Origin of the sequence: Streptomyces marispadix (assembly GCF_022524345.1) — a bacterium.
GTDB lineage: Bacteria > Actinomycetota > Actinomycetes > Streptomycetales > Streptomycetaceae > Streptomyces > Streptomyces marispadix.
In genome coordinates, this window is the sequence record NZ_JAKWJU010000002.1 from 5,496,621 (window position 1) to 5,518,288 (window position 21,668).

Genomic DNA, 21,668 nt, shown 5'->3' on the forward strand with positions numbered 1-21,668 from the left:
GGCCATGACAAACGTAATAGACCATTGCGTTTCGTCTTTGTGACGTGTGTGTCAAGGCCCGGCTCGCTGTACCGCGGAGGGCGAAATGCCCGTTCGCATACGCCTCTTCGGTAGTTGACGGAGAGTGACGAGCAGGCGGACAGCCGCTGGTTGACCGCATAAAAACCGTCCCGTCTACTACGCATGGTCAGCTCACGGAAGTCGATCGTGCAGTCGGGAGAACCCATGAGGATGCTGGATACGGACGCGTCCGACGTGTCCTCGCGATCGAATCCGGTCATCGCGATCAACCCCGTGCACCGCCCGTCACCACGGCTGACCGCCGCCGCGTGCGCCGCGGGCGCACTCGGGGTGCTGGAACTGCCCGTCGGCGACGGCGCGTCGCGCGAGGCCGCCGGGCATCTCGAGTGCACGGAACGCTGGACGGCGCGCCCGTTCGGCGTCCGCATCCGCCCCGGCTGCCCCGTCACCGACGCCGATCTTCCCGCGTCCGTGGGGACCGTGCTGCTGGCCGATCCCTCAAGGACGCCGGAGGAGTTCGGCGGCCGGCGCGTCCTCGTCGAGGCCACGGGGCTGGACGAGGCGCGCCGTGCCGCCGCCGCGGGGGCGCAGGGGCTGATCGTCAGGGGAACCGAAAGCGGCGGACGCACCGGTGAGTTGAGCACGTTCGTCCTGCTTCAGCGGGTGCTCGCGGACCGCGGCAGCGAACTGCCCGGCGGGCTGCCGCACGACATCCCCGTATGGGCCTGCGGAGGCATCGGCCCGCACACCGCCGCCGCGGCCGTCGTCGGCGGAGCCGAGGGCGTCGTGCTCGACACCCAGCTCGCGCTGCTGGACGAGGCCGGGCTGCCGTTGGAGACCGCCGACGCCCTCGCCGGGCTCGACGGCTCCGAGACCGTCGTCCACCACGGCATGCGCGTGCTGCGCAGGCGCGGGCCGGGCGTACCCGAACTGCCCGAGGACGCCGCGGAGTTCGCATCCCGCATCGGCGGCGACGATCTGCGCACCCAGTTCCTCCCCGTCGGACAGGACGCCTTCCTCGCCGCCTCGTTCGCGCGCCGCTGGAGCACCGTCTCCGAGGTGATCAGGGGCATGAGGGACGCCGTGGCCGCCGCCGTCGAGGACGACGACGCCGCCACCGCGCTGGGCCCCGGCGCCCCCGGGGCCGTCGCGCTCGGCACCCGGCTGCCCGTGGCCCAGGGCCCCATGACACGCGTAAGCGACCAGGCGGAGTTCGCCGCCGCCGTCGCCGCGGGCGGTGCGCTGCCCTTCCTCGCTCTGGCCCTCGCAGGGCCCGCCCAGACCAGGACGATGCTGGAGGAGACCAAGTCCGCGCTGGGAGACGCCCCTTGGGGCGTGGGAGTCCTCGGCTTCGCCGACGAGGAGATACGGGCGGCACAACTGGAGGTCGTACGGCAGATCCGGCCCACGCACGCGATCATCGCGGGCGGCCGTCCCGCGCAGGCCGCGGCGCTGGAGGCGGAAGGGATCTCCACCTTCCTGCACGTGCCGTCGCCGGGGCTGCTGCGGCAGTTCCTCGCCGCCGGCGCCCGCAAGTTCATCTTCGAGGGCGCCGAGTGCGGCGGCCACGTCGGGCCGCGCAACAGCTTCCCGCTGTGGGAGGCGCAGGCCGAGATCCTGCTGGAGTTCGTGGGACATCCGGGGGCGGGCAGGGAGAGACCCGGCGCCGCCGGTGAGATCACCGTCCTCTTCGCCGGCGGCGTGCACGACGAACGCTCCGCCTCCATGGTCGCCGCCCTGGCCGCACCGCTCACCCGTGCCGGGGTCGCCACCGGCGTACTGATGGGCACCGCCTACCTCTTCACCCAAGAGGCCGTAGCCGCAGGGGCCATCCTTCCCCGCTTCCAGCAGCAGGTCGTGGCCGCAGAACGCACCGATCTGCTGGAGACCGCACCAGGACACGCCACCCGATGCGCGCACAGCGCCTTCACCTCCGACTTCGCCTCCCTCAAGCAGCAGTTGCGAGAGGCCGGGGTGCCCGAGCGTGAGGTGTGGGAGCAGCTTGAGAAGTTCAACGTCGGCAGGCTGCGCGTCGCCAGCAAGGGCATCGAACGCGTGGGCCCGGAGCTGCGCGGCGTGGACGAGCAACGCCAGGGCGCCGAGGGCATGTTCATGGCCGGAGAGGTCTGTGTGCTGCGCCGCGACGTCACGACCGTCGAAGCCCTCCACGACTCCGTCGGCGAGCGTGCCGCCGCACGGCTGCGGGAGCGCGCCCGGCGGCTGCGCGGCGAACTCGGCCTCGCCCACGGCGGATCGGACGAGGAGGAGGGCGCGGCCGAGCCACTGCGCATCGCGATCGTCGGCATGGCGGGCATGTTCCCCGGCGCCGAGGACCTCGCCGCGTTCTGGGCCAACGTCCTCGCCGGCAAGGACTGCGTCACCGAGGTGCCGGAGGAGCGCTGGGACACGGAGCTGTACTACGCGCCCGACGGCGAGGGCGAGCGCACCCCGTCCCGCTGGGGCGGCTTCCTGCCCGAAATCCCCTTCGACCCGCTGGCCTTCGGCATCCCGCCGGCATCGCTGGCCAGCATCGAGCCCGTACAGCTCCTCGCGCTGGAGGCCGCAAGACGCGCACTGGCCGACGCGGGCTACGAGGGGCGCACCGGCGGCCACGCCCGTACGTCAGTGGTCTTCGGCGCCGAGGCGGGCAGTGATCTGTCCAACGCCAGCGTGCTGCGAACCGTACTGCCGTCGTATCTCGGCGGAGAGCTGCCCGACGCCCTCGACGAGCAGCTTCCGCGTCTCACGGAGGACTCCTTCCCCGGCGTGCTCGCCAACGTCATCGCCGGGCGCATCGCCAACCGCCTCAACCTCGGCGGCGCCAACTACACCGTGGACGCGGCCTGCGCCTCCTCGCTGACCGCCGTCGACGTCGCCTGCAAGGAACTCGTCACCGGCACCAGCGATCTGGTGCTGTGCGGCGGCGCCGACCTGCACAACGGCATCAACGACTATCTGCTGTTCTCCTCCGTGCACGCCCTGTCGCCGACCGGCCGCTCCTCGACGTTCGACGGCGACGCCGACGGAATCGCCCTCGGCGAGGGCGTCGGCTGCGTGGTGCTCAAGCGCCTCGCCGACGCCGAACGTGACGGCGACAGGGTCTACGCGGTGATCGACGGCGTCGGCAGCGCCAGCGACGGGCGGGCCCTCGGCCTGACCGCGCCCCGCCCCGAGGGCCAGCGCGCCGCGCTCACCCGCGCCTACCGCAACGCGGGCGTCTCACCGGCCCAGATCGGGCTGATCGAGGCGCACGGCACGGGCACCGTCGTCGGCGACCGTACTGAACTGGCCACGCTCACCGAGGTGTTCACCGAGGCGGGAGCGGCCCCCGGAAGCTGCGCCATCGGATCGGTGAAGTCGCAGATAGGGCACACCAAGTGCGCCGCGGGCCTCGCCGGGCTCATCAAGACGACGCTCGCGCTCTACCACGGCGTCAAGCCGCCGACGCTGCACATCGAGCAGCCCAACGCCGCCTGGGACAAGGACAGCAGCCCGTTCTTCTTCCACTCGGCGGCCAGGCCGTGGGCCGCCGAGCCGGCCGAACGTGTCGCGGGTGTAAGCGCATTCGGCTTCGGCGGCACCAACTTCCACGCCGTGCTGCGCGCCTACGACCAGGCGCCCTGCGTGCACTCCAGCGACGAGTGGCCCGTCGAGCTGTTCACCTTCCGCGGCCGGGACGACGCTTCCGCGCAGCGCGCCGTACGGCGACTGCTGGAGAAGACCGAGCAGGACGGACAGCGCAAGTCCCAAGGCCGCGGCGGTGGCTGGCGGCTGCGGGACTACGCACGGGGCGCCGCCCGCGTCAGCGACTCCGCCGCCGTACGCGGCGAGCCCGTGCGCATCGCGCTCCTCGCACAGAGCGTCGAGGAACTCCCGGGCCTGCTGCGCCGCGCAGCCGACGGCGTACACGACCCGGCTGCGGGCATCTACGCGGCGGGAGGCGCCGGCGGCGGTGAACGCGCTGCCACGGACGGCGCCATCGCCTTCCTCTTCCCCGGGCAGGGCAGCCAGCGGCCCGGCATGCTCGCCGACCTCTTCGTCGCCTTCCCCGAACTCCAGCGCCATCTCCAGCTCGGCAGGCGCTGGGCGGACGCGCTGTATCCGCCGACCGCGTACGACAAGGCCACCGCCGACGCACAGCTCGCCCGCATCACCGACACCGCCGTCGCCCAGCCCGCCCTCGGCATCGTCGAACTCGCCGCGGCGGACCTGCTCGCCTCCCTCGGCATCCGTCCCGCCATGGCGGCCGGGCACAGCTACGGCGAACTCGTCGCCCTCGGCGTGGCCGGAGCCCTCTCACCCGCGGACGTGCTCACCGCGAGCGCCGCCCGCGCGGAGGCGATACTCGCGCAGATACCCGACGACGGCGACGCCGGTGCCATGGCCGCCGTCACCGCGCTGCCCGAGAAGGTCGACGAGGTGCTGGCGCTCGCCGGCCTGGACGGCGAAGTCGTCACCGCCAACCGCAACTCCCCTAAGCAGACCGTGATCTCGGGGCCGACGGAGGCCGTCACCAAGGCAGTCGGCCGTCTCCGGGACGCGGGTCTGTCGGCGAAGCCGCTCCAGGTGGCGTGCGCCTTCCACAGCCCCCTGGTGGCAGGCGCCGCGGACGACTTCGCACGGACGCTCCAGTCCATGGACGTACACGCCCCCCGGCTTCCCGTCTGGGCCAACAGCACGGCCGAGCCCTACGACACCGACCCCCATGCGGTGCGCGCAGGTCTCGCCGGGCAGATCGGGTCGCCGGTCCGCTTCGCGGAGCAGATCGAGTCCATGTACGCCGCCGGAGCACGCGTCTTCACTGAAGTGGGCCCCGGGAAGGTCCTCACGAGGCTCGTCTCCGCGATCCTCGGAGATCGCCCACACAGTACGGTCACACTTGAGGACGCCAGGCGCGGGGGACTGTACGGTTTTCTCGCCGGTGTCGCACAACTCGCCGTCGCCGGCGCAGACGTGCGTACCGGAAAGCTCTACCAGGGGCGGGACGCCGTCGATCCGGAGAGCGCCACCCCCGGCAAGCCCGCCGGCTGGACCGTGGACGGTCAGCTCATCCGTCTCGCCGACGGTTCCATCCCGCCCAACGCCCTTCGTCCCCCACGCCCAGTCACGGAGCTGATCGTGCCGGAACCCCCCACCCAGGACGGCCCCGCGCTGTCCGGTCCGGACGCTCTCATCGCCGAATTCCTGCGCACCAGCAGGGAGATGGTCACCGCACAGCGAGACGTGCTGCTGCGCTATCTGGGAGCCGCCGAACTTCCCCCCGCTTCCGCCGCCGGTTCGCCGGCGCTGCCGTCCGCCCTCCCCACCGACATCGGCCTGCCTTCCGCGCGCTCCGCCGCGGCGGGGACGGGCGCCGCCGCTCAGGCGTCCGCCGCTGCCGCGCCTGCTGCTGCTTCCGCTTCCGTTCCGGCCTTCGCCGATCCCTCCGCGGCTTCCGCTTCTGTTGCGGCTTCTGCCGACTCTGCTTCTGCTGGTGCTGGTTCGGCTGTGTTGTCGGTCGAGTCGGTGTTGGAGTCGGTGTTGTCGGTGGTGGCGGAGCGTACGGGTTATCCGGTGGAGATGATCGAGCCGGGCTTGGATCTGGAGGCGGATCTGAGTGTGGATTCGATCAAGAGGGCTGAGATCGCCGGTGAGTTGGCGGTGCGGCTGGGTCTGCCCGTCGGCGCCGACGCCGATGTGGAGGAGCTGAGTTCCGCCCGCACCGCCGCCGGTATCGCCGAACTCCTCGTCTCGGCGCTCGGCTCCTCGGCGTCCGCCGATCCCTCCGCGGCTTCCGCTTCTGTTGCGGCTTCTGCCGACTCTGCTTCTGCTGGTGCTGGTTCGGCTGTGTTGTCGGTCGAGTCGGTGTTGGAGTCGGTGTTGTCGGTGGTGGCGGAGCGTACGGGTTATCCGGTGGAGATGATCGAGCCGGGCTTGGATCTGGAGGCGGATCTGAGTGTGGATTCGATCAAGAGGGCTGAGATCGCCGGTGAGTTGGCGGTGCGGCTGGGTCTGCCCGTCGGCGCCGACGCCGATGTGGAGGAGCTGAGTTCCGCCCGCACGGCTTCCGGCATAGCCGAACTCCTCGTCGACCGCCTCGGCGGAGCCGCACCCGGCAAGGAGCCCGGCGCCCCGCCCGCCCCGGCGCCCGCGGCCCCCGACACGGCACCCGCAGCCCCGTCCGCCGCCCCCGAAGGCACCGCCCTCGTGACCCCCGACGGCGAACCCCTCGTAGTGGCCCCGCAGCGGCTGGAGTTCACCGAGACCGAACTGCCCGCACTGCCCGCGCCCTCCCTGCCGGAAGGCACCGCCGTCACCGTACTCGGCGGCGGCGCCCTGGGCACCCTCGTCGCCGAACGGCTGCGGGAGGCGGGCGCCCTGCCGCAGACCGTGCCCGACGGGCAGCGCCTCCCCGAGCAGTTGGGCGAGATCGTCATCGATCTGCACGCCCTGGAGTCGCCCGACACCACGCTCCCCGACAACTTCCCCCTCTACCAGGGCGTTCTCGCCGCGGCGCCGAAGCGCCTGCTCGCCGCCGACCGCCGCGCCCAAGGCGCCGCGTCCGGCCTGCGGGGCTTCTTCCGCAGCGTCTCCCGCGAGTACGAGGAGACCGTCGCGACCCTCGTCGAGGTGGGCGCCGACGACGACCCCGAGACCGTCGCCGGTCTGCTCGTCGCCGAACTCGGCGCCACGGAAGGCGAGTCCGTCGTACTCGCCGACGGCGGACGCCGCCGCGCGCTGAAGCTCACGCCCACCGACCTGGGCGCGGTCGCCGCCACCGGCGCCGGACCCGCGGGCGACGGCGTCGCCGAGGCCGCCGCCGCCGGGCTCGACCGTGACGCGGTCCTGCTGCTGGTCGGCGGCGCCCGCGGCATCACCGCACGCTTCGCCCGTACGGTCGCCGCCGCGAGCCGCTGCCGTATCGAACTGCTGGGCCGCACCCCCGTGCCCCCGCAGTCCGAGGACCCGGCGACGGCCTCCGCTGCCGGACGTGACGAGCTGCGTGCCGCCTTCATCGGCTCGGGCATGACCTCGCCCGCCGAGATCGAGCGGGCGGTCGCCGCCGTGCTCGCCGAACGGGAGGTACGCGAAACCCTCGCCGCCCTCCGGGAGTCGGGCAGCCACGCCCACTACCGCTCCGTCGACGCCCTCGACGAGGAGGCCGTACGGGCCGCGGTGAAGGAGATCCACGCCGAGCACGGCAGGCTCGACGGAGTCGTCTACGCGGCAGGCGTCATCGAGGACAAGCTGATCGCGGAGAAGTCGCCGGAGTCCTTCCGCCGGGTCTTCTCCACCAAGGCCGACGGCGCACGCGTACTGCTCGACGCGCTGGGCGCGCTGCCCGAATCGCCGCGCTTCGCCGTGCTGTTCGGCAGCATCGCGGGCGCGCTGGGCAACAGGGGGCAGGCCGACTACGCGGCCGCCAACGACGCCCTGGAGGAGCTGGGCAGGCGCTGGTCCACGGAGGACCGCCGCGGCCTGACCGTCCACTGGGGCCCCTGGGCCCCCGCCGCACAGGGCGGCACCGGCGGCGGCATGGTCACCCCGGAGCTGATGCGCTCCTACGCGGCCCGCGGCATCAAGCTCATCGACCCCGAGGAGGGTCCGCTGAGCCTGCTGCGCGAACTCGCCTGGGGAGCGCCGACGGTGCACGCGGTCGTAGCCGCTGCATCGGGATGGTGACGGCGGTGAACAGCCCCCGCACACCGGTCGCGATCGTCGGCATGGCCGCTCTCTTCCCGGGCGCCGGCGATCTGGACCGCTACTGGAAGAACATCGTCGGCGGCGTCGACGCGATCACCGAGGTGCCCGAGGGCCGCTGGGACGGGGAGTTCTACGCGGCCTGGGGGTCCCCCGGACGGAGTCCGGGGAGGACCACGGCGCGCAGACCGCGTGTACTGCCGGCGCGGCGGATTCATCGACGACACCGCCGAGTTCGACCTGATGCGGTTCGGCATCATGCCCAACTCGGTTCCCGGGACCGAGCCCGACCAGCTCATCGCCCTCGATGTGGCACACCGCTCCATCGAGGACGCGGGCGGGGAGGGAGTGCTGCCGGGCGACCGGCAGCGGGCAGGGGTCGTACTGGGCAGGGGCGGCTATCTCACCCCTGGCCTGGTACGGCTCGACCAGCGGGTGCGCACCAGCAACCAGGTCGTGCGCACGCTCCGCGAACTCGTACCCGAGCTCGGCGAGGACAGGCTGGAGGAGGTGCGTTCGGCGTTCGCGGAGCAACTCGGGCCCGAGGCACCGGAGTCGGCGATCGGACTCGTGCCGAACCTCGCGGCCTCGCGGATCGCCAACCGGCTCGACCTGCGCGGCCCCGCCTACACCGTCGACGCCGCGTGCGCCTCGTCGCTCGTGGCCGTCGACCACGCCGTACGCGAACTCGACGCGGGACGCTGCGACATCATGCTCGCCGGGGGCGTCCACCACTGCCACGACATCACCCTGTGGTCGGTCTTCAGCCAGCTCGGGGCGCTCTCGCGCAGCGAGCGGATACGCCCGCTGCACCGCGGCGCGGACGGCGTCCTCATCGGTGAGGGCACCGGGGTCGTGGTGCTCAAGCGGCTGGAGGACGCCGAACGCGACGGCGACCGCGTCTACGCCGTCGTGCGCGGCACCGGCGTGGCCAGCGACGGCCGCTCCGCCAGCCTGTTCAACCCGGACCCCGGGGGTCAGGTGCGTGCGGTGCGGCAGGCGTGGGAGGCCGCCGGTCTCGACCCGCTCGCTCCCGGCGCCATCGGCCTGCTGGAGGCGCACGGCACCGCCACGCCCGCGGGCGACGAGGCCGAACTGACCACGCTGGCAGAGGTGTTCGGCGCCGGGGACGGCCAGCGGAACCGCCCGGGGCAGCACCCCGGGAAGGGCTCCGCGAACGGCGACGGGGCGGGCCGTGCCGTCATCGGCTCCGTCAAGTCGATGATCGGTCACACGATGCCGGCCGCCGGTGTCGCCGGGCTCATCAAGGCGGCGCTCGCCGTCCACCACGGAGTGCTGCCACCGACGCTGCACTGCGACGACCCGCATCCGGCGCTCGCCCGTACGCGTTTCGCGCCGCTCGCCGAGGCACGCCCCTGGGAGGACCCGGAGGACGGAGAGCCCCGCAGGGCCGGTGTGAACGCCTTCGGCTTCGGCGGCATCAACGCCCATGTCGTACTGGAGCAGCCGGCGATGCGCCCGGCGGCCCCCGCGACGGCGAAGGGCCTGGGCGCCGGCACGGCCGCCGCCCGGCAGGGCTCGAAGGAGCCCGCGTCCGGGACCGAGCCCGCGGCGGAGAACGCTGTCGCGGCGACCGCGCCCGTGGCCGCCGTCGCCGAACCGGAGCGTGTGCTGCGCCTCGCCGCCGACGGTCCTCAGACGCTCGCCGACCTGCTCGACCAGGACGACGCCTCGGTGCTCGCCGCCGGGCTCGACGAGCGCGACTCCGTCAGCGCACCCTGCCGCCTCGGCATCGTCGACCCCACGGCCCGCAGGCTGAAGCTGGCACGCAAGGCAGTGGCCAAGGGGCTTCCCTGGCCGGGACGCAGCGACGTGTGGTTCAGCCCGCGCCCGATACTCGGCGCCGCGGGCGGCCGTACGGCGTTCGTCTTCCCGGGTCTGGAGGCCGAGTTCGAGCCGCGGGTCGAAGGACTGGCCGAGCGGTTCGGGCTGGACTTCTCCCTCGGCGAGGACGCCGAGGTCGGCGACGTGGGGCGGCACGGCGCGGCCGTCTTCCAGCTCGGCAGGATCCTCGACGCGGCGCTGCGCGGCCTGGCCGTCGTACCCGACGCGGTCGCGGGCCACAGCGTGGGGGAGTGGACGGCGATGGCGGCCGGCGGAATCCACGCCGCCGACGAAGTCGACGCGTTCCTCGCGCAGTTCGACCCGGACGCGCTGCGAGTGCCCGGCGCCGTCTTCGGCGTTCTGGGCATGCCCGCCGAGCAGGTGCTGGAGGAGCTTCACGGACGCAGTGACGTGGTGCTCTCCCACGACAACGCCCCCAACCAGTCGATGATCTGCGGCCCCGAGGAGGCAGTCGAGGCGATCGTGCTGCGCATGCGGTCCCGGGGTGTGATCGGGCAGGTGCTGCCGTTCCGCTCCGGCTTCCACACGCCGATGCTCGCCCCGTACCTCGGCCCGATCCGCGGTGCCGCGGAGACCTACCGGCTGCATCCGCAGACCACCCCCGTCTGGTCGGCCACCACGGCCTCGCCCTATCCCGAGGACCCGGACGAGATACGGGAGTTGTTCGTACGGCATCTGCTGGAGCCCGTGCGCTTCCGGCAGATGATCCTGGCCATGTACGACGCGGGCCACCGTGCGTTCATCCAGCTCGGCGCCGGGCAGCTCGGCTCCCTCATCGACGACACCCTCGCCGGGTGCGACCGTCTCGTCGTCTCCGCGCACGCGGGCACCCGGGACGGCATCGCCCAGCTACGCCGCGTCGTCACCGCGCTGTGGGTGGAGGGCGCCGAACCCGATGTACGGCCGCTGCTGGACACCGGAGCACCGGCCGCCGGCGGGGCACGTACCCCGGCGTCCCGGCGTACGTCCACGGCACGGCCCGGAATGCGCCTCGACCTCAACGGCGCCCTGGTGTCGCTGCCCGAGCGGATACGCGGCAGCCTCTCCGGTGCCGCCCCGTCGGGAACCTCGGGGCAGGGCATGTCCGATCCGGCCCAGCCGGCGAACCCGTCGGCCCCGGCCACGCCCGCCGAGTCGGCACCCGCCGCCTCCGTCGCCCGGCTCGACCAGGTGAGCGCCCGCGACCAGTTGGCCGCCGAACTCGCCGCGCTCCTCGGCGACACGGCCTCCGCCGCGGCCGACGTGCTCGACGCCGGTGCCCGCCGATGTGCGCGTCCCGTACGGCCCATACGCCATGTGCCCAGGCCGCGGCGCCCCGCCGACGACGCCCATCCGCCCGTCGGCCCGCAGCCGATCGGCGCGCCTCCGGTGGTGCCGCGCAACGAGTGGCCGCCGCCCGCCGCGCCTTCGGTGCCGTCGGTGCTGCGCGTCGGCGTCGAGGAGATGCCGTACCTGCTCGACCACTGCTTCTTCCGGCAGCGTCCGGGCTGGCCCGAGGTCGCCGACCGCTGGCCGATCGTGCCCGCCACCACGGTGGTCAAGCACATCATGGAGATCGCCGAGCGGGCCGTGCCCGGGATGCGCGCGGTCGGGCTGCGCGAGGTGCGGCTGCTGAAGTGGATCGAGGCCGTGCCCGCCCGCGATGTGCCGGTCGCGGTACGCCGCCTCGCGCCCGGCGAGGTGGAGGTGGAGCTGACGGGCTCCTCCCGCGCGGTCGTCGTACTCGCCCCGGGGTACGAAGCTTCCCCGGACTCCGTCCGGGGGGACGCCCGGCCCGCGCCATGGCCGGTGGACCCCTCCGCCGAACGTCGCCCGAGGATGCGCGCCGAGCAGCTCTACACGGAGCGCTGGATGTTCCACGGCCCGCGCTTCCAGGGCGTGAGCGAACTGACGGCCATCGGCGAGCGGCACGTCCGCGGGGTGCTCACCGCCCCGGAGGCGCCCGGCTCGCTGCTGGACAACGTCGGCCAGCTACTGGGCTACTGGATCATGGCGACGCTCACCGAACGCACCACGGTCTTCCCGGTGAGCATCGACCGCATACGCTTCCACGGCCCGGAGCCCGGCGTAGGCGAGCGTCTGACGTGTTCGATCCGCATCACCGGCGTCACCGACAGCACGCTCACCGCCGACATGCAGCTCCTCCACGAGGGCCGCGTATGGGCCGAGTTGAACGGCTGGACCGACCGGCGCTTCGACACCGATCCCGGCATCCGCGCCGTCGACCGCTTCCCCGGCGCCAACACGCTCTCCGCCCAGCGGCCCGAGGGCTGGTCGCAGGTGCACGAGCGCTGGCCCGACCTGGCGACGCGTGAGCTGATCATGCGCAACATGCTCGGCGCCGCGGAGCGCGAGGGGTACGCGGCCCTGCCGCCCGTACGCAGAAGGCAGTTCCTGCTCGGGCGCATCGCCGCCAAGGACGCCGTGCGCGGGCTGCTGTGGTCCGAGGGCGAGGGAGACGTCTATCCGGCGGAGATCTCCGTGCACAACGACGACGAGGGCAGGCCCTTCGTACGGGGCGTGCACGGGCGCACCGTGGGGGACTTGACGGTCTCCATAGCGCACCGGGGCGAGTGCGGCGTCGCCATCGCACGGCGCGGCCCCTGCGGCATCGACGTGGAGGAGATCACCGCCCGTCCGCCCGCGACCCTCGAAGCGGCCTGCGGGCCGGACGAACTCGCCCTGCTGCGGGGCCTGTCGGGGAGCGGGCCCATGGGAGAGGACGCCGAGAAGCCTGCGGAGCCCGGCAGTTCGGGGGAGCCCGGCAGTTCGGGGGAGCCCGGCAGTTCGGGGGACTCCGGGAGCGAGGAGGTCTGGTTCACACGTTTCTGGGCGGCGAAGGAGGCCGTCGCGAAGCTGCGCGGCACCGGTCTGCGGGGGCGCCCGTCCGACTACGAGGTGGTCGAGGCGGAAAGCGGCCGGCTCCGAGTACGCCACGGGGGCGACTCGTACGAGGTGCGGGTCCGGGAAACATCGAATCCGCCGGGCCTGCCCGAGCGGCGCTATGTGGTCGCCTGGGCGGCCGGCTACGACGAATCAGGAGTGCGAGATGACCACTGACGCGACCGGGTTCGCACCTGCGCAGCCGCACGACGCGGCGCAGGTCGGAACCGATCCGGCGGCCGTGCTGGCGGACATCGCCGGCATGCTGCGCGAACTGCTCGAGGAGTACGGCTTCGACGAGGCCGAGATCGGAATGGAGACCACCTTCCACGACGATCTGGAGCTGGAGAGCATCGACCTCGTGTCGCTGTCCGGCTCGCTGCGCGAGCACTACGGCGACCGCGTCAACTTCGCCGAGTTCGTCGCCGACCTGGAACTCGACGAGATCATCGCGCTCACCGTCGGGCAGCTCGTGGACTACGTCGTCGCGTCGCTGCGCGCCACGGAAGCAGGCTGATACCGGATGAAGATCCGTACCGGGGACATCACCACGCATGTGCAGCGCCTGCCCGCGGCGAAGCTGGAGGGGCAGCAAGGGGAGCCGCCCGTCGTGGTGTTCGTGCACGGGCTGCTGACCGACAGCCTGGCCAGCTACTACTTCACGCTCGGTCCCGCCTTCGCGGCAGCGGGCATCGACGTGATCATGTACGACCTGCGCGGGCACGGCCGCAGCGAACGGCCCTCGACGGGCTATCAGGTGGAGTGCTTCGTCGACGACATGGTGGCGCTGCTCGACGCGCTCGGCGAGCGGCGGCGGGTCCACGTGGTGGGCAACTCCTTCGGAGGGACGGTCGCCGCGGGCGCGGCCGCCTGGTATCCGGAACGCATCGCGACGCTCACCCTGATCGAGGCCGAGCCCCCGGTGCAGCGGTGGACCCGGCACATGGCCGAGGGACTGGCCCTCGCCAAGGAGCAGTTGGTCCACGAGGAGGTCATCGACTGGATCAAGGAGAACCGCGGCGCGCAGACCGCCCGCCTCTCGCGGATCGCGTGCAAGATCCTCAACTCCACCACGCTGGGCGACGAGGTGTGGAGCGGACGGATCATCGACGACGATCTGTCGGCGATCACCTGCCCCGTGCTGGCGGTCTTCGGTGAGGAGTCGGGGCTGGTCGCCCAAGTCCCCCTGTTCGAGAAGGTGTGGGAGCGATGCCGCACCGTCGTGCTCCCCGACCAGGGCCACTCCGTACTGGTGGAGCGCACCAAGGAGACTCGCGACCTGCTGCTGGAGTGGATACGCGACCACCATGTGCCGGGGCACGTACCGGCACAGCGCACGGCCCCGGCACGGTCCGCATCGGCAGGGCAGCAGCACCTGTCCGGGCACGAACTGGCAGAGGCCCTGCGATGACTCGCTTCCTCTTCGTCGTCCCCCCGCTGGTCGGGCACACCAACCCGCTGCTGGGGGTCGCCGCCGAACTCGACCGCCGGGGCCACCGCGTGGCCTGGGCCGGGTACGGCGACCAGATCCGGCGCCTGGCCGGAGACGGCGCCGAGGTCCACGAGACGCAGATGCCCGACGCCGGGCTGCGCAGGCCGCCGGAACTGATCGGGCCCGCCGCGTTCCGCTTCCTGTGGGAGGAGTTCTTCGCACCTCTGGCGGCACTGATGGCGCCCGGGGTCGACACCGCGATCCGCGACTTCGGGCCCGATGTGGTTGTCGCCGACCAGCACGCGGTCGCCGGTGCGCTCGTCGCCGAGCGGCACGGCATCCCCTACGTCACATCGGTGACGACCTCCGCCGAACTCACCGATCCGCTCTCGTCGATGCCGAAGGTCGACGCCTGGCTGAAGGGCATCTTCGCCTCGCTGCGGGAGCGCTTCGGCGACGTACGACGCAGCGACGACCCACGCTTCTCACCGCACGGCATCATCGCCTTCACCGGACGCGCCCTGCTCGGGCCCGACCCGCTGCCCTGGGACGGCGTGCATCTCGTGGGGCCCGCGATCGCCCCCCGTACCTCCCAATGCGCCTTCCCCTACGAGGAGTTGGACCCGAACCGCCGCAAGGTGCTGGTGACGCTGGGCACGGCCAACGTGGACGCGGGCGGGCGCTTCCTCGGGGAGGCGGTCGCCGCGCTGGAGACGATGCGCGAGAGCGTGCAGGGCGTGGTCGTCGACCCCGGCGGACTGCTCGACGAGCAGCGCACCGCCCAACTACGCGAGGAGTGCGGGCTGTTGGTGCGCGAATACGTGCCGCAGCTCGAACTGCTCGGCCACATCGACGCCGTCGTCTGCCACGGCGGCCACAACACCGTGTGCGAATCGCTGTGGCACGGCCTTCCGCTCGTCCTGGCGCCGATCCGCGACGACCAGCCGATCGTCTCCGGCCAGGTCGTCGACGCGGGCGCGGGAGTGCGGGTCCGCTTCAACCGGGTCGACGCGGCCCGGCTGGGCGCCGCGGTCGAAGCGGTGCTCGATCCGGCGCGTGGCCACCGGGCCGCGGCCGAGGAGATCGGCCGCTCCCTCCGCGACGCAGGAGGCGCCCCGGCCGCCGCCGACCACCTCGGCCGTATCGCCGCGCAGCCGGCGAACTACCAGGCAGCAGGCTGACCTCCGTCCGACGGCGACCGACCAGCGACCAGCGTGTAGGAACTCACATGACGACGGCTCCCGGAACCCACGAGCCCTTCGGGTTCTTCCAGGGCTCGCAGCCCCAGGCCCCGCAGTACCCGGCCCGCCCAGCAGTACCCGGCCGCGCCCGAACGGCCCGGGGACCCGAGGGCGAGCGTGCTGCGCATCGACCACCGCAAGCGTGCGCCGCTGCGTGTGCTGATGGGGTACGCCCGTCCTCACCGCCTCGTCCTGTTCGCGACGCTGCTGCTCGTGCTCACCTCCAGCGGCGCCGGCCTGATGCAGCCGCTCGTGGCGCAGGACGTCCTCTCCTCCCTCGCGGACGGAGGGGACGTCAAGGGGCCGGTCATCCTGCTCGGTGCGCTGGTGGTCGCGGGCGCCGGGCTGACCGGGCTCCAGTCGTGGTGGCAGCAGCGCACGTCGGAGCGCGTCGTGCGGCGCGTACGGCAGGACCTGGTGTTCCGTCTGATCAGGCTGCGCGTACCGGAGTTGGACCGGCGTCCGCCGGGCGACCTCATCGCCCGCGTCACCTCCGACAGCACGCTGTTGCAGAACGCCGCCACCGAGGGCCTCATCATGATCGCCAACGGCGTTCTCAGCATCGCAGGTGCCCCGGGGTGCTGATGGGCGTGGTCCATCTGCCGCTGCTCGGTGTGACGGTCGGGGTGCTGATGGCCGTCGGCCTGATCATGGGCGGCATCCTGCCGCGCATCCGCAAGGCCGTCGCCCGCGCGCAGGAGTCGATAGGCGCGGTGGGCTCGGCGCTCGACCGTACGCTCGGCGCTGCCCGCACGGTGAAGGCCAACGGCGCGGAGGACCGGGAGACCGAGGTCGCCGACCGGGCCATCGACGGTGCCTACAGGGCGGGGCTGGTCGGTGCCCGCTATGTGGCGCTCGTCAAGATCCTCTCCGGGGTCTCCATCCAGGCGGCGTTCCTCGCGGTGCTCGGTGTCGGCGGTGCGCTGGTCGCCTCCGGCGATCTGGAGACGCCGCAGCTCATCGCGTTCCTGCTGTACGTCTTCTATCTGGCCAGCCCCATCGGCTCCCTCGTCGCCGGGCTGGGCATGCTCCAGCAGGGACTGGGCGCCGTAGGGCGCATCGAGCAGATCAAGCGGATGGCGGTCGAGGCGGACGTCGACGAGGAGCCGCCGGAGCCGACGGCGCTGCCGAAGCACCCGCGCCCCGGCAGGCCCGCGAACGGGCAGACGAACGGCCATGGGGAAGGCCCGGTCGACGGCGCCCGCAACGGCCATGCGAACGGTTACGCCGGTGACGAGGGACCGCAGGGCAACCCCGCCTCGACGATGAAGCTGCAAGTCGTCGGCGCACGCGCCGCAGGCATCCGCAGGCCGCCGACCATCGAGTTCCGCGACGTGCGCTTCTCCTACCCGGGCCGCGGCACCGCGTTGAAGGGCATCTCGTACACCATTCCCGGCGGCACGCAGACCGCCCTCGTCGGGCTCTCCGGCGCCGGGAAGACCACCATGTTCGCGCTGCTCCAGCGCTTCTACGACCCTTCCGCGGGCCAGATCATCATCGACGGCGTCGACATCGAGACCATGCGCCGTGCGGAGGTGCGCCGCCGCATCGCATACGTCGAGCAGGACTCCCCGGTGATGGCGGGAACGCTGGAGGACAACCTCAAGTACTCGGCCACGAACGCCTCCGAGGCCGACATCGCCGAGGCGCTTCGCGTGACACGTCTGGACGCGCTGATCGAGCGCCTGCCCGACGGCCTTCGTACGGAGGTCGGCAACCGCGGTGTCTCCCTCTCGGGCGGTGAACGTCAACGCCTCGCCATCGCAAGGGCGTTGCTGCGCAAGCCGGAGGTGCTGCTGCTGGACGAGGCCACGGCTCAGCTCGACGCGCGCAACGAGCAGGCGCTGCGTGAGGCCGTCGACCAGGCGGCACAGCGCTGCACCGTCATCCTCATCGCGCACCGGCTGTCCACGGTGACCCACGTCGACCAGATCGTGGTGATGGAGCACGGCGAGATACGTGCGCTCGGCAGCCACGAGGAGCTGGTGAAGCGCGACGGTCTCTACCGCGAACTCGCCTCGTCCCAGATGCTCGTGGGCGAGGGAGACGCCGACTCCGGTGCGCAGAGCGCGAGTTCGGGCGGTGCCGCGGGGGGCGGTACCGCGACCGGCGCTGCCGGCGGTGGGCACAGCGGGAGACAGGGCGGTGGGCCCCGTCGTGCGCCGAGCGGTGCACCGGGTGGTGCCGCCCCGGGCGAGGCACGGCAGGGCGCAGGCCACGCGCCGTCCCAGGGGCAGGGAGGACAAGGGCACGCACGGACACCCGCACAGCCGGCCCCGGCGGCGCCGCCCACGCAGGCAGCACCGCCACAGCCGACGCCGCCGGCACCTCCCCGACCGTCCGCGTCGGCCCCGGCCGCGCCCCGCGACGGCGGCGGCTGGGACGCCTTCAACCGCCCGAACGGTGCCGCCGCCGGCCGACGGCCGGGCCCGCCACCGCCGCCGCCCGCGCCGGGGACCGTTCCGGCGACCGCACCCGGCGGCCCGGGTGAGGCCTCCGGCGGTGTACGGGGCGTACCCGAGGACCACGCGGCGCGTGCGCCGGAGCGCGGCCCCGCTCCCGGCGTCCCACCGCGTCGCTGATCTTCGCTCGCAGCAGCAACTTCCTTACCGCGCAGGGGACTCGGGGCCTTCACATTCGTGCCACCGGCATCCGTGCCACGACGGGTGAAGGGCGTCCGCCGAGCACGACGGACGCCCTTCTCCTCCCCGCCAGGGGTGTATGTGCCGGACGGTCAGCCCATGAGCGGGTTGAGCGCGGCGAGGTAGCCGTCCCGGTGGCCTTCGACATTCGGGTGGTAGGACTCGTTCAGTTTGTCCCACTCGAGGCTGGTGACCCATTCGTCGTTGCCCGAGCAGATGGTGTGCGGGTCGAAAACCGGTCGTGCGTCCAGGAACTGGAATCCGGCTTCCTTCGAGCGCGTGGCCATGATCTCGGCGAGCGTGTCGGCCGCGGAGTTCAGCGCGGACCGCTCCTTGTCGCTGAGGCCGAGAATGCCGCAGTCACCTCCAATTGTGTAAAGCCGCGGATATCCGACGACGATGACTTTCGCGGACGGTGCAGCCGCGCGCACTGCGGAGTACGTCTTGGAAAGCGCGGGTGACAGGGTGCTGGCCGCTGCCGCCTTGGCCGCGTCGACGCCTGCTATGCAGTCGGCGTCGTCCGCGGTGAGGATGCAGTTCTTCAGCACGTCGACGAATCCGACGTCGTTGCCGCCGATCTGCAACGTGACGAGTGACGTATCCGGTGTGAGCTGGCCGATCTGCGTGTTCATCACGTCGGCCGTGGTCGCGCCGGAGCATGCCGCCTCGACGAATGCGACCTCCTGGTGGGCGGCGGCCCACAGCCTCGGGTACGAGGTGGGGCCACGGCGGCAGGCGTCGTCCGGATTGTCGTAGGTCTTCGTTCCTACAGCGACGGTATAGGAATCGCCGAGAGCCACGTATTTGCCCGCGGCAGCCTGCGAACCCGGAGCGACGAAGGCTATGGCCACCATCGCGAGCAATGCGGCGAACAGCAGCTTCAACGAGCGCATGAAGTTGTCTTCTCCGAAGGTGGGGGATGAGAACGGAACAACTCAGGAATAGCAGCAGCCTCACGCGCGTGGATACGTCCGGGCACGTAATTTTTGGATCACGGTTCGATAAACGCGATGCTTTCCGATCATGTTTCGGTGATCCATTCCAGGTCGCAATACCGGCAATGCGGGCGGATTTTCTTTCCGTTTTCACCGGGCTGCCTGATCGAAATTGCTTACGCGATTCCGGTGTGCGGGCGGCGGCTTCGGGCGGTGCCACGCGAGCGCGGGCGTCCTGCCTCTGGTCCGGTCCCGCTGCCTGCCGTGAAGAGCCTTCACCGTCCCCTCACGCAGTCCGCCGCCCGCCGTCACTCCCCAACTGACGCCGCTTTGCTTCACGTTCGCAACCAACGAGCGCTCCCGGCGTCGACGCTGCCCCTCATGCGTCGCTCTTTCGGGGGAGGACCGGCTCAGTGGAACGGTTCCGCTGCCCCCGCACCGCTTACCTTCCCGGCATGCACGTCACGAGGAACCGCACCGGGGACAGCACGGACGCGACCCCGGCCGCCCAGCCGCCGTCCCAACGGGCCGCCGCCGAGGGCCGGTTGCCCGCCCCCGTCGTGACCGCACTGCATCTGGCCGCGTTCCGCACACTGCGCGACCGCACCGTCCCGCTCGCCCCGGTCACCCTGCTTCGCGGGCCCGGCGGCAGCGGCAAGTCGGCCGCGCTGGAGGCGTATGAGGCGCTCGCCCGGCTCGGCGGCGGCGAGGCGCTGGGCGAGGTCTTCGGCCCGGCGTGCGGAGGCGCGAGCGCATGCGTGCCGCAGGATTCGCACCCCGACAGCGAGGGACGGCGCGGCTTCCGCCTCGGCTGCACCGTCGAAGGCCCCGCCGGCGCCGTGCGGTTCGACCTCGCGGTGCAGGCAGAGCCCCGGCTGCTCGTCGCCGGTGAGCGCCTGTCGCTGAGCGGCGGCCGTACGCTGCTGAGGACCGCTCTGCGCGACGACGCACGCCCCGCCGTCCGCGCCGAGTGGCACAGCGCCGGGGCCGGACGCACCACGCGGGCGCGCCTGCCCGCCGACCGGCTCGCAACGGCCCTGCTGCCGCTGCGAGTTGCGGGCGGCACCGAGGAGGAGCGGCGGGTGCTGGCCGCCGCCGAGCAGGTGGTGGTGGCGCTGCGCTCCGTCTTCGCCTGCGACCCGCGCCCGGAGACCATGCGCGACCCGGTACCCGCCGCCGACACCCTGCTGCGCGGCGGCTGCGACAACCTGGCGGCCGTGCGGCGCCGTACGCGTACGGAGTGCTCCGTGCGGCACGGCCATCTCGTGGACGCCCTGCGTGCCGGGTGCGCGGGCCCGGTCGCCGATCTGATCGCCGACGTCTCGCACGAGGCGGGCGACAGGGGACGCGTGCGCGCGGTGGTGGTCCGCCACGGCGGTACGGGCCGAAGTGCCGTCGGCACCGCCCCCGTCGGCGTCCCTGCCCGCCCGTCGGACCCTGCCCCCGCCCGCATGCAGCGCGAGGTCCGTACGCCCCTGGAGTGGCTGGGCGACGGGGAGTTGCGCTACGCGGCCCTCTCTCTGGTGCTGCTCACGGGCCCCGGTGTGCTGTCGATGGACCCCGCGCAGGAGGTGCTTCCCGCGCGCCAGGCGCTGACGGTGCTGGCCGATGGTCTCGACCGCGGTCTGGACGCTCGACAGACGGCCGAACTGATCGCGCTTGCGGTGCGGATGGGGAAGCGGGGGCATGTGCGGCTGCTGGCCGCGGTGGGCGATGCGGGGTGTGCTGGGAAGGAGGCGGCGCGGCACCCGGGAGTGTCCCTGGTAGACCTGGGGGGTGAGTGAATTCCCCGCGCCTTCTTCGCCGTCCTCCCCGTCCTCCGCCTCCTCGCCGTCCGCTCCCTCTGGCCGTTCCGGCGAACCGGACCCGCCCGAGTCCGTGGCCCGCCTCCAGGCCAGGCTCGCGGAGTTCGCCGCCGCACGCGACTGGGGGCAGTACCACACGCCGAAGAATCTGGCCGCCGCGCTGAGCGTCGAGGCGTCCGAACTCGTCGAGATCTTCCAGTGGCTGACGCCTGAGGAGTCGGCCGGGGTGATGGAGTGCCCCGAGTCCGCGCGCCGCGTCGAGGACGAAGTCGCCGATGTCCTCTCGTATCTGCTCCAGTTCTGCGAAGTGCTGGGGATCGATGTGCTGAAAGCGCTTGCCGCGAAGATCGAACGGAATGAGAAGCGTTTCCCGGTACCCGGAACCGGTCACTCTATGAAGTGACGAAGTTATTCGCGCCAGGCAGTATGTCCGGATTGACCTCAATTACCCCGGCTTACATGCCTATTGGAAGTCACTCTCCGTAGTGACTTGTGGAGGGAGGTGGCGTAGTTGGATGCGGTGCATCTCATCAAGGCCACCCGGCACGCGCTCGCCGAGTGCGAGTCCGTGGAAGAGATCGTCGCCGAATCATGGCAGGTGCAAGCGCTCGCGGGCGCGATCGGGAGTCATCTCGCGGCGTACGGCCCGCAGTCGGTGCGCAGCGAGGCGCTCGGCCTGAGCGAGGCGGGCACCCAGGCGCGCCGCTCGGGCACCGGTTCCGGGATGCGTATCAGCGAGTCGCGCGAGGCGCGTGCGGACCGGCTCTCCCAGATCCAGGACCCGAAGTGCGCGCTGTCCGACCTGAGCGGACTGCTGGCGGAGACGGGCGTGGCCCTGGTGCTGGTGGCCGTCACCGCACGCGAGGAAGGGCTGTACTGGCAGTGCATCGAGGCCATCGACGCCGCCGACGAGTCGGAGGACCGGGTGTCGGGCATTCTGCGCAGGCTGGAGGCGCATGAGCACGGCCCGGCCGCTTGAGGGGACAGCGCCGATGCGCCCGCCGGGCGCGGAATCGGACCAGCGCGACGCGGTGCCGCGCGAGGCAGGCCACGGGGAAGCGGACACGGGGAGACGAACACGGGGACATCGCACGGGATACGACGGGTGAGCGGCCTGCTCGCTTCTGAGGGCCCGCCCGCTCCTGAAGGGAAGTGCATCCGTT

At 72.3% G+C, this 21,668-nt stretch carries 10 protein-coding genes and 1 pseudogene; 10 read left to right on the forward strand and 1 reads right to left on the reverse strand.

What is annotated here, in order from left to right; all coding sequences use genetic code 11:
* Positions 1-225: 225 nt before the first annotated feature.
* The 7 genes and pseudogenes from MMA15_RS22935 (at position 226) to MMA15_RS22965 (ending at position 17,705) form a co-directional block, all read left to right on the forward strand.
* Positions 226-7,683: a type I polyketide synthase gene (locus MMA15_RS22935; RefSeq protein ID WP_241061987.1), complete on the forward strand. Its 7,458-nt coding sequence runs from the start codon at positions 226-228 to the stop codon at positions 7,681-7,683.
* Positions 7,677-12,627 (forward strand): annotated as a pseudogene (locus tag MMA15_RS22940) (type I polyketide synthase). Before MMA15_RS22935 ends, MMA15_RS22940 begins: the two are co-directional and overlap by 7 nt.
* Positions 12,628-12,712: 85 nt before the next feature.
* Positions 12,713-12,967: an acyl carrier protein gene (locus tag MMA15_RS22950; protein WP_241063385.1), complete on the forward strand. Its 255-nt coding sequence runs from the start codon at positions 12,713-12,715 to the stop codon at positions 12,965-12,967.
* 6 nt (positions 12,968-12,973) lie between these two features.
* Entirely contained in the window at positions 12,974-13,861 is an 888-nt protein-coding gene (locus tag MMA15_RS22955) for an alpha/beta fold hydrolase (protein ID WP_241061988.1), read from the forward strand.
* Positions 13,858-15,063, forward strand: a complete 1,206-nt coding sequence (locus tag MMA15_RS22960) for a glycosyltransferase (protein WP_241061989.1) — start codon at positions 13,858-13,860, stop codon at positions 15,061-15,063. Before MMA15_RS22955 ends, MMA15_RS22960 begins: the two co-directional genes overlap by 4 nt.
* Positions 15,064-15,240: 177 nt before the next feature.
* Positions 15,241-15,708, forward strand: coding sequence for an ABC transporter transmembrane domain-containing protein (locus MMA15_RS28030; protein ID WP_308290581.1), 468 nt, complete (start codon positions 15,241-15,243; stop codon positions 15,706-15,708).
* Positions 15,708-17,705: an ABC transporter ATP-binding protein gene (locus MMA15_RS22965; RefSeq protein WP_277401337.1), complete on the forward strand. Its 1,998-nt coding sequence runs from the start codon at positions 15,708-15,710 to the stop codon at positions 17,703-17,705. The genes MMA15_RS28030 and MMA15_RS22965 overlap by 1 nt, the downstream gene beginning before the upstream one ends.
* Positions 17,706-17,857: 152 nt before the next feature.
* Here MMA15_RS22965 and MMA15_RS22970 read toward each other — a convergent pair whose 3' ends face one another.
* The gene (locus MMA15_RS22970; protein ID WP_372498290.1) at positions 17,858-18,658 is read right to left on the reverse strand and encodes an SGNH/GDSL hydrolase family protein; all 801 of its coding nucleotides are present in this window, start codon (positions 18,656-18,658) and stop codon (positions 17,858-17,860) included.
* Between the two features lie 497 nt (positions 18,659-19,155).
* Between MMA15_RS22970 and MMA15_RS22975 the strand changes: the two genes are divergently transcribed.
* The 3 genes from MMA15_RS22975 (at position 19,156) to MMA15_RS22985 (ending at position 21,484) form a co-directional block, all read left to right on the forward strand.
* Positions 19,156-20,484 (forward strand): ATP-binding protein, encoded by a 1,329-nt coding sequence (locus tag MMA15_RS22975; RefSeq protein WP_241061991.1) that lies wholly within the window; start codon positions 19,156-19,158, stop codon positions 20,482-20,484.
* A 94-nt stretch (positions 20,485-20,578) separates the two neighbouring features.
* The gene (locus tag MMA15_RS22980) at positions 20,579-20,908 is read left to right on the forward strand and encodes a nucleotide pyrophosphohydrolase (RefSeq protein ID WP_241063387.1); all 330 of its coding nucleotides are present in this window, start codon (positions 20,579-20,581) and stop codon (positions 20,906-20,908) included.
* A 117-nt stretch (positions 20,909-21,025) separates the two neighbouring features.
* A complete protein-coding gene (locus tag MMA15_RS22985; RefSeq protein WP_308290625.1) occupies positions 21,026-21,484 on the forward strand; it encodes a DUF6099 family protein in 459 nt (152 codons plus the stop codon).
* Positions 21,485-21,668 lie beyond the last annotated feature (184 nt).

Excerpts from the sequence above, each read along its gene's own strand:
- MMA15_RS22960 (WP_241061989.1), top strand. The coding sequence starts at position 13,858 with ATGACTCGCTTCCTCTTCGTCGTCCCCCCGCTGGTCGGGCACACCAAC.
- MMA15_RS22965 (WP_277401337.1), top strand. The coding sequence starts at position 15,708 with ATGGGCGTGGTCCATCTGCCGCTGCTCGGTGTGACGGTCGGGGTGCTG.
- MMA15_RS22970 (WP_372498290.1), bottom strand. The coding sequence starts at position 18,658 with ATGCGCTCGTTGAAGCTGCTGTTCGCCGCATTGCTCGCGATGGTGGCC.
- MMA15_RS22975 (WP_241061991.1), top strand. The coding sequence starts at position 19,156 with ATGCACGTCACGAGGAACCGCACCGGGGACAGCACGGACGCGACCCCG.
- MMA15_RS22955 (WP_241061988.1), top strand. The coding sequence starts at position 12,974 with ATGAAGATCCGTACCGGGGACATCACCACGCATGTGCAGCGCCTGCCC.
- MMA15_RS22935 (WP_241061987.1), top strand. The coding sequence starts at position 226 with ATGAGGATGCTGGATACGGACGCGTCCGACGTGTCCTCGCGATCGAAT.
- MMA15_RS22950 (WP_241063385.1), top strand. The coding sequence starts at position 12,713 with ATGCTGCGCGAACTGCTCGAGGAGTACGGCTTCGACGAGGCCGAGATC.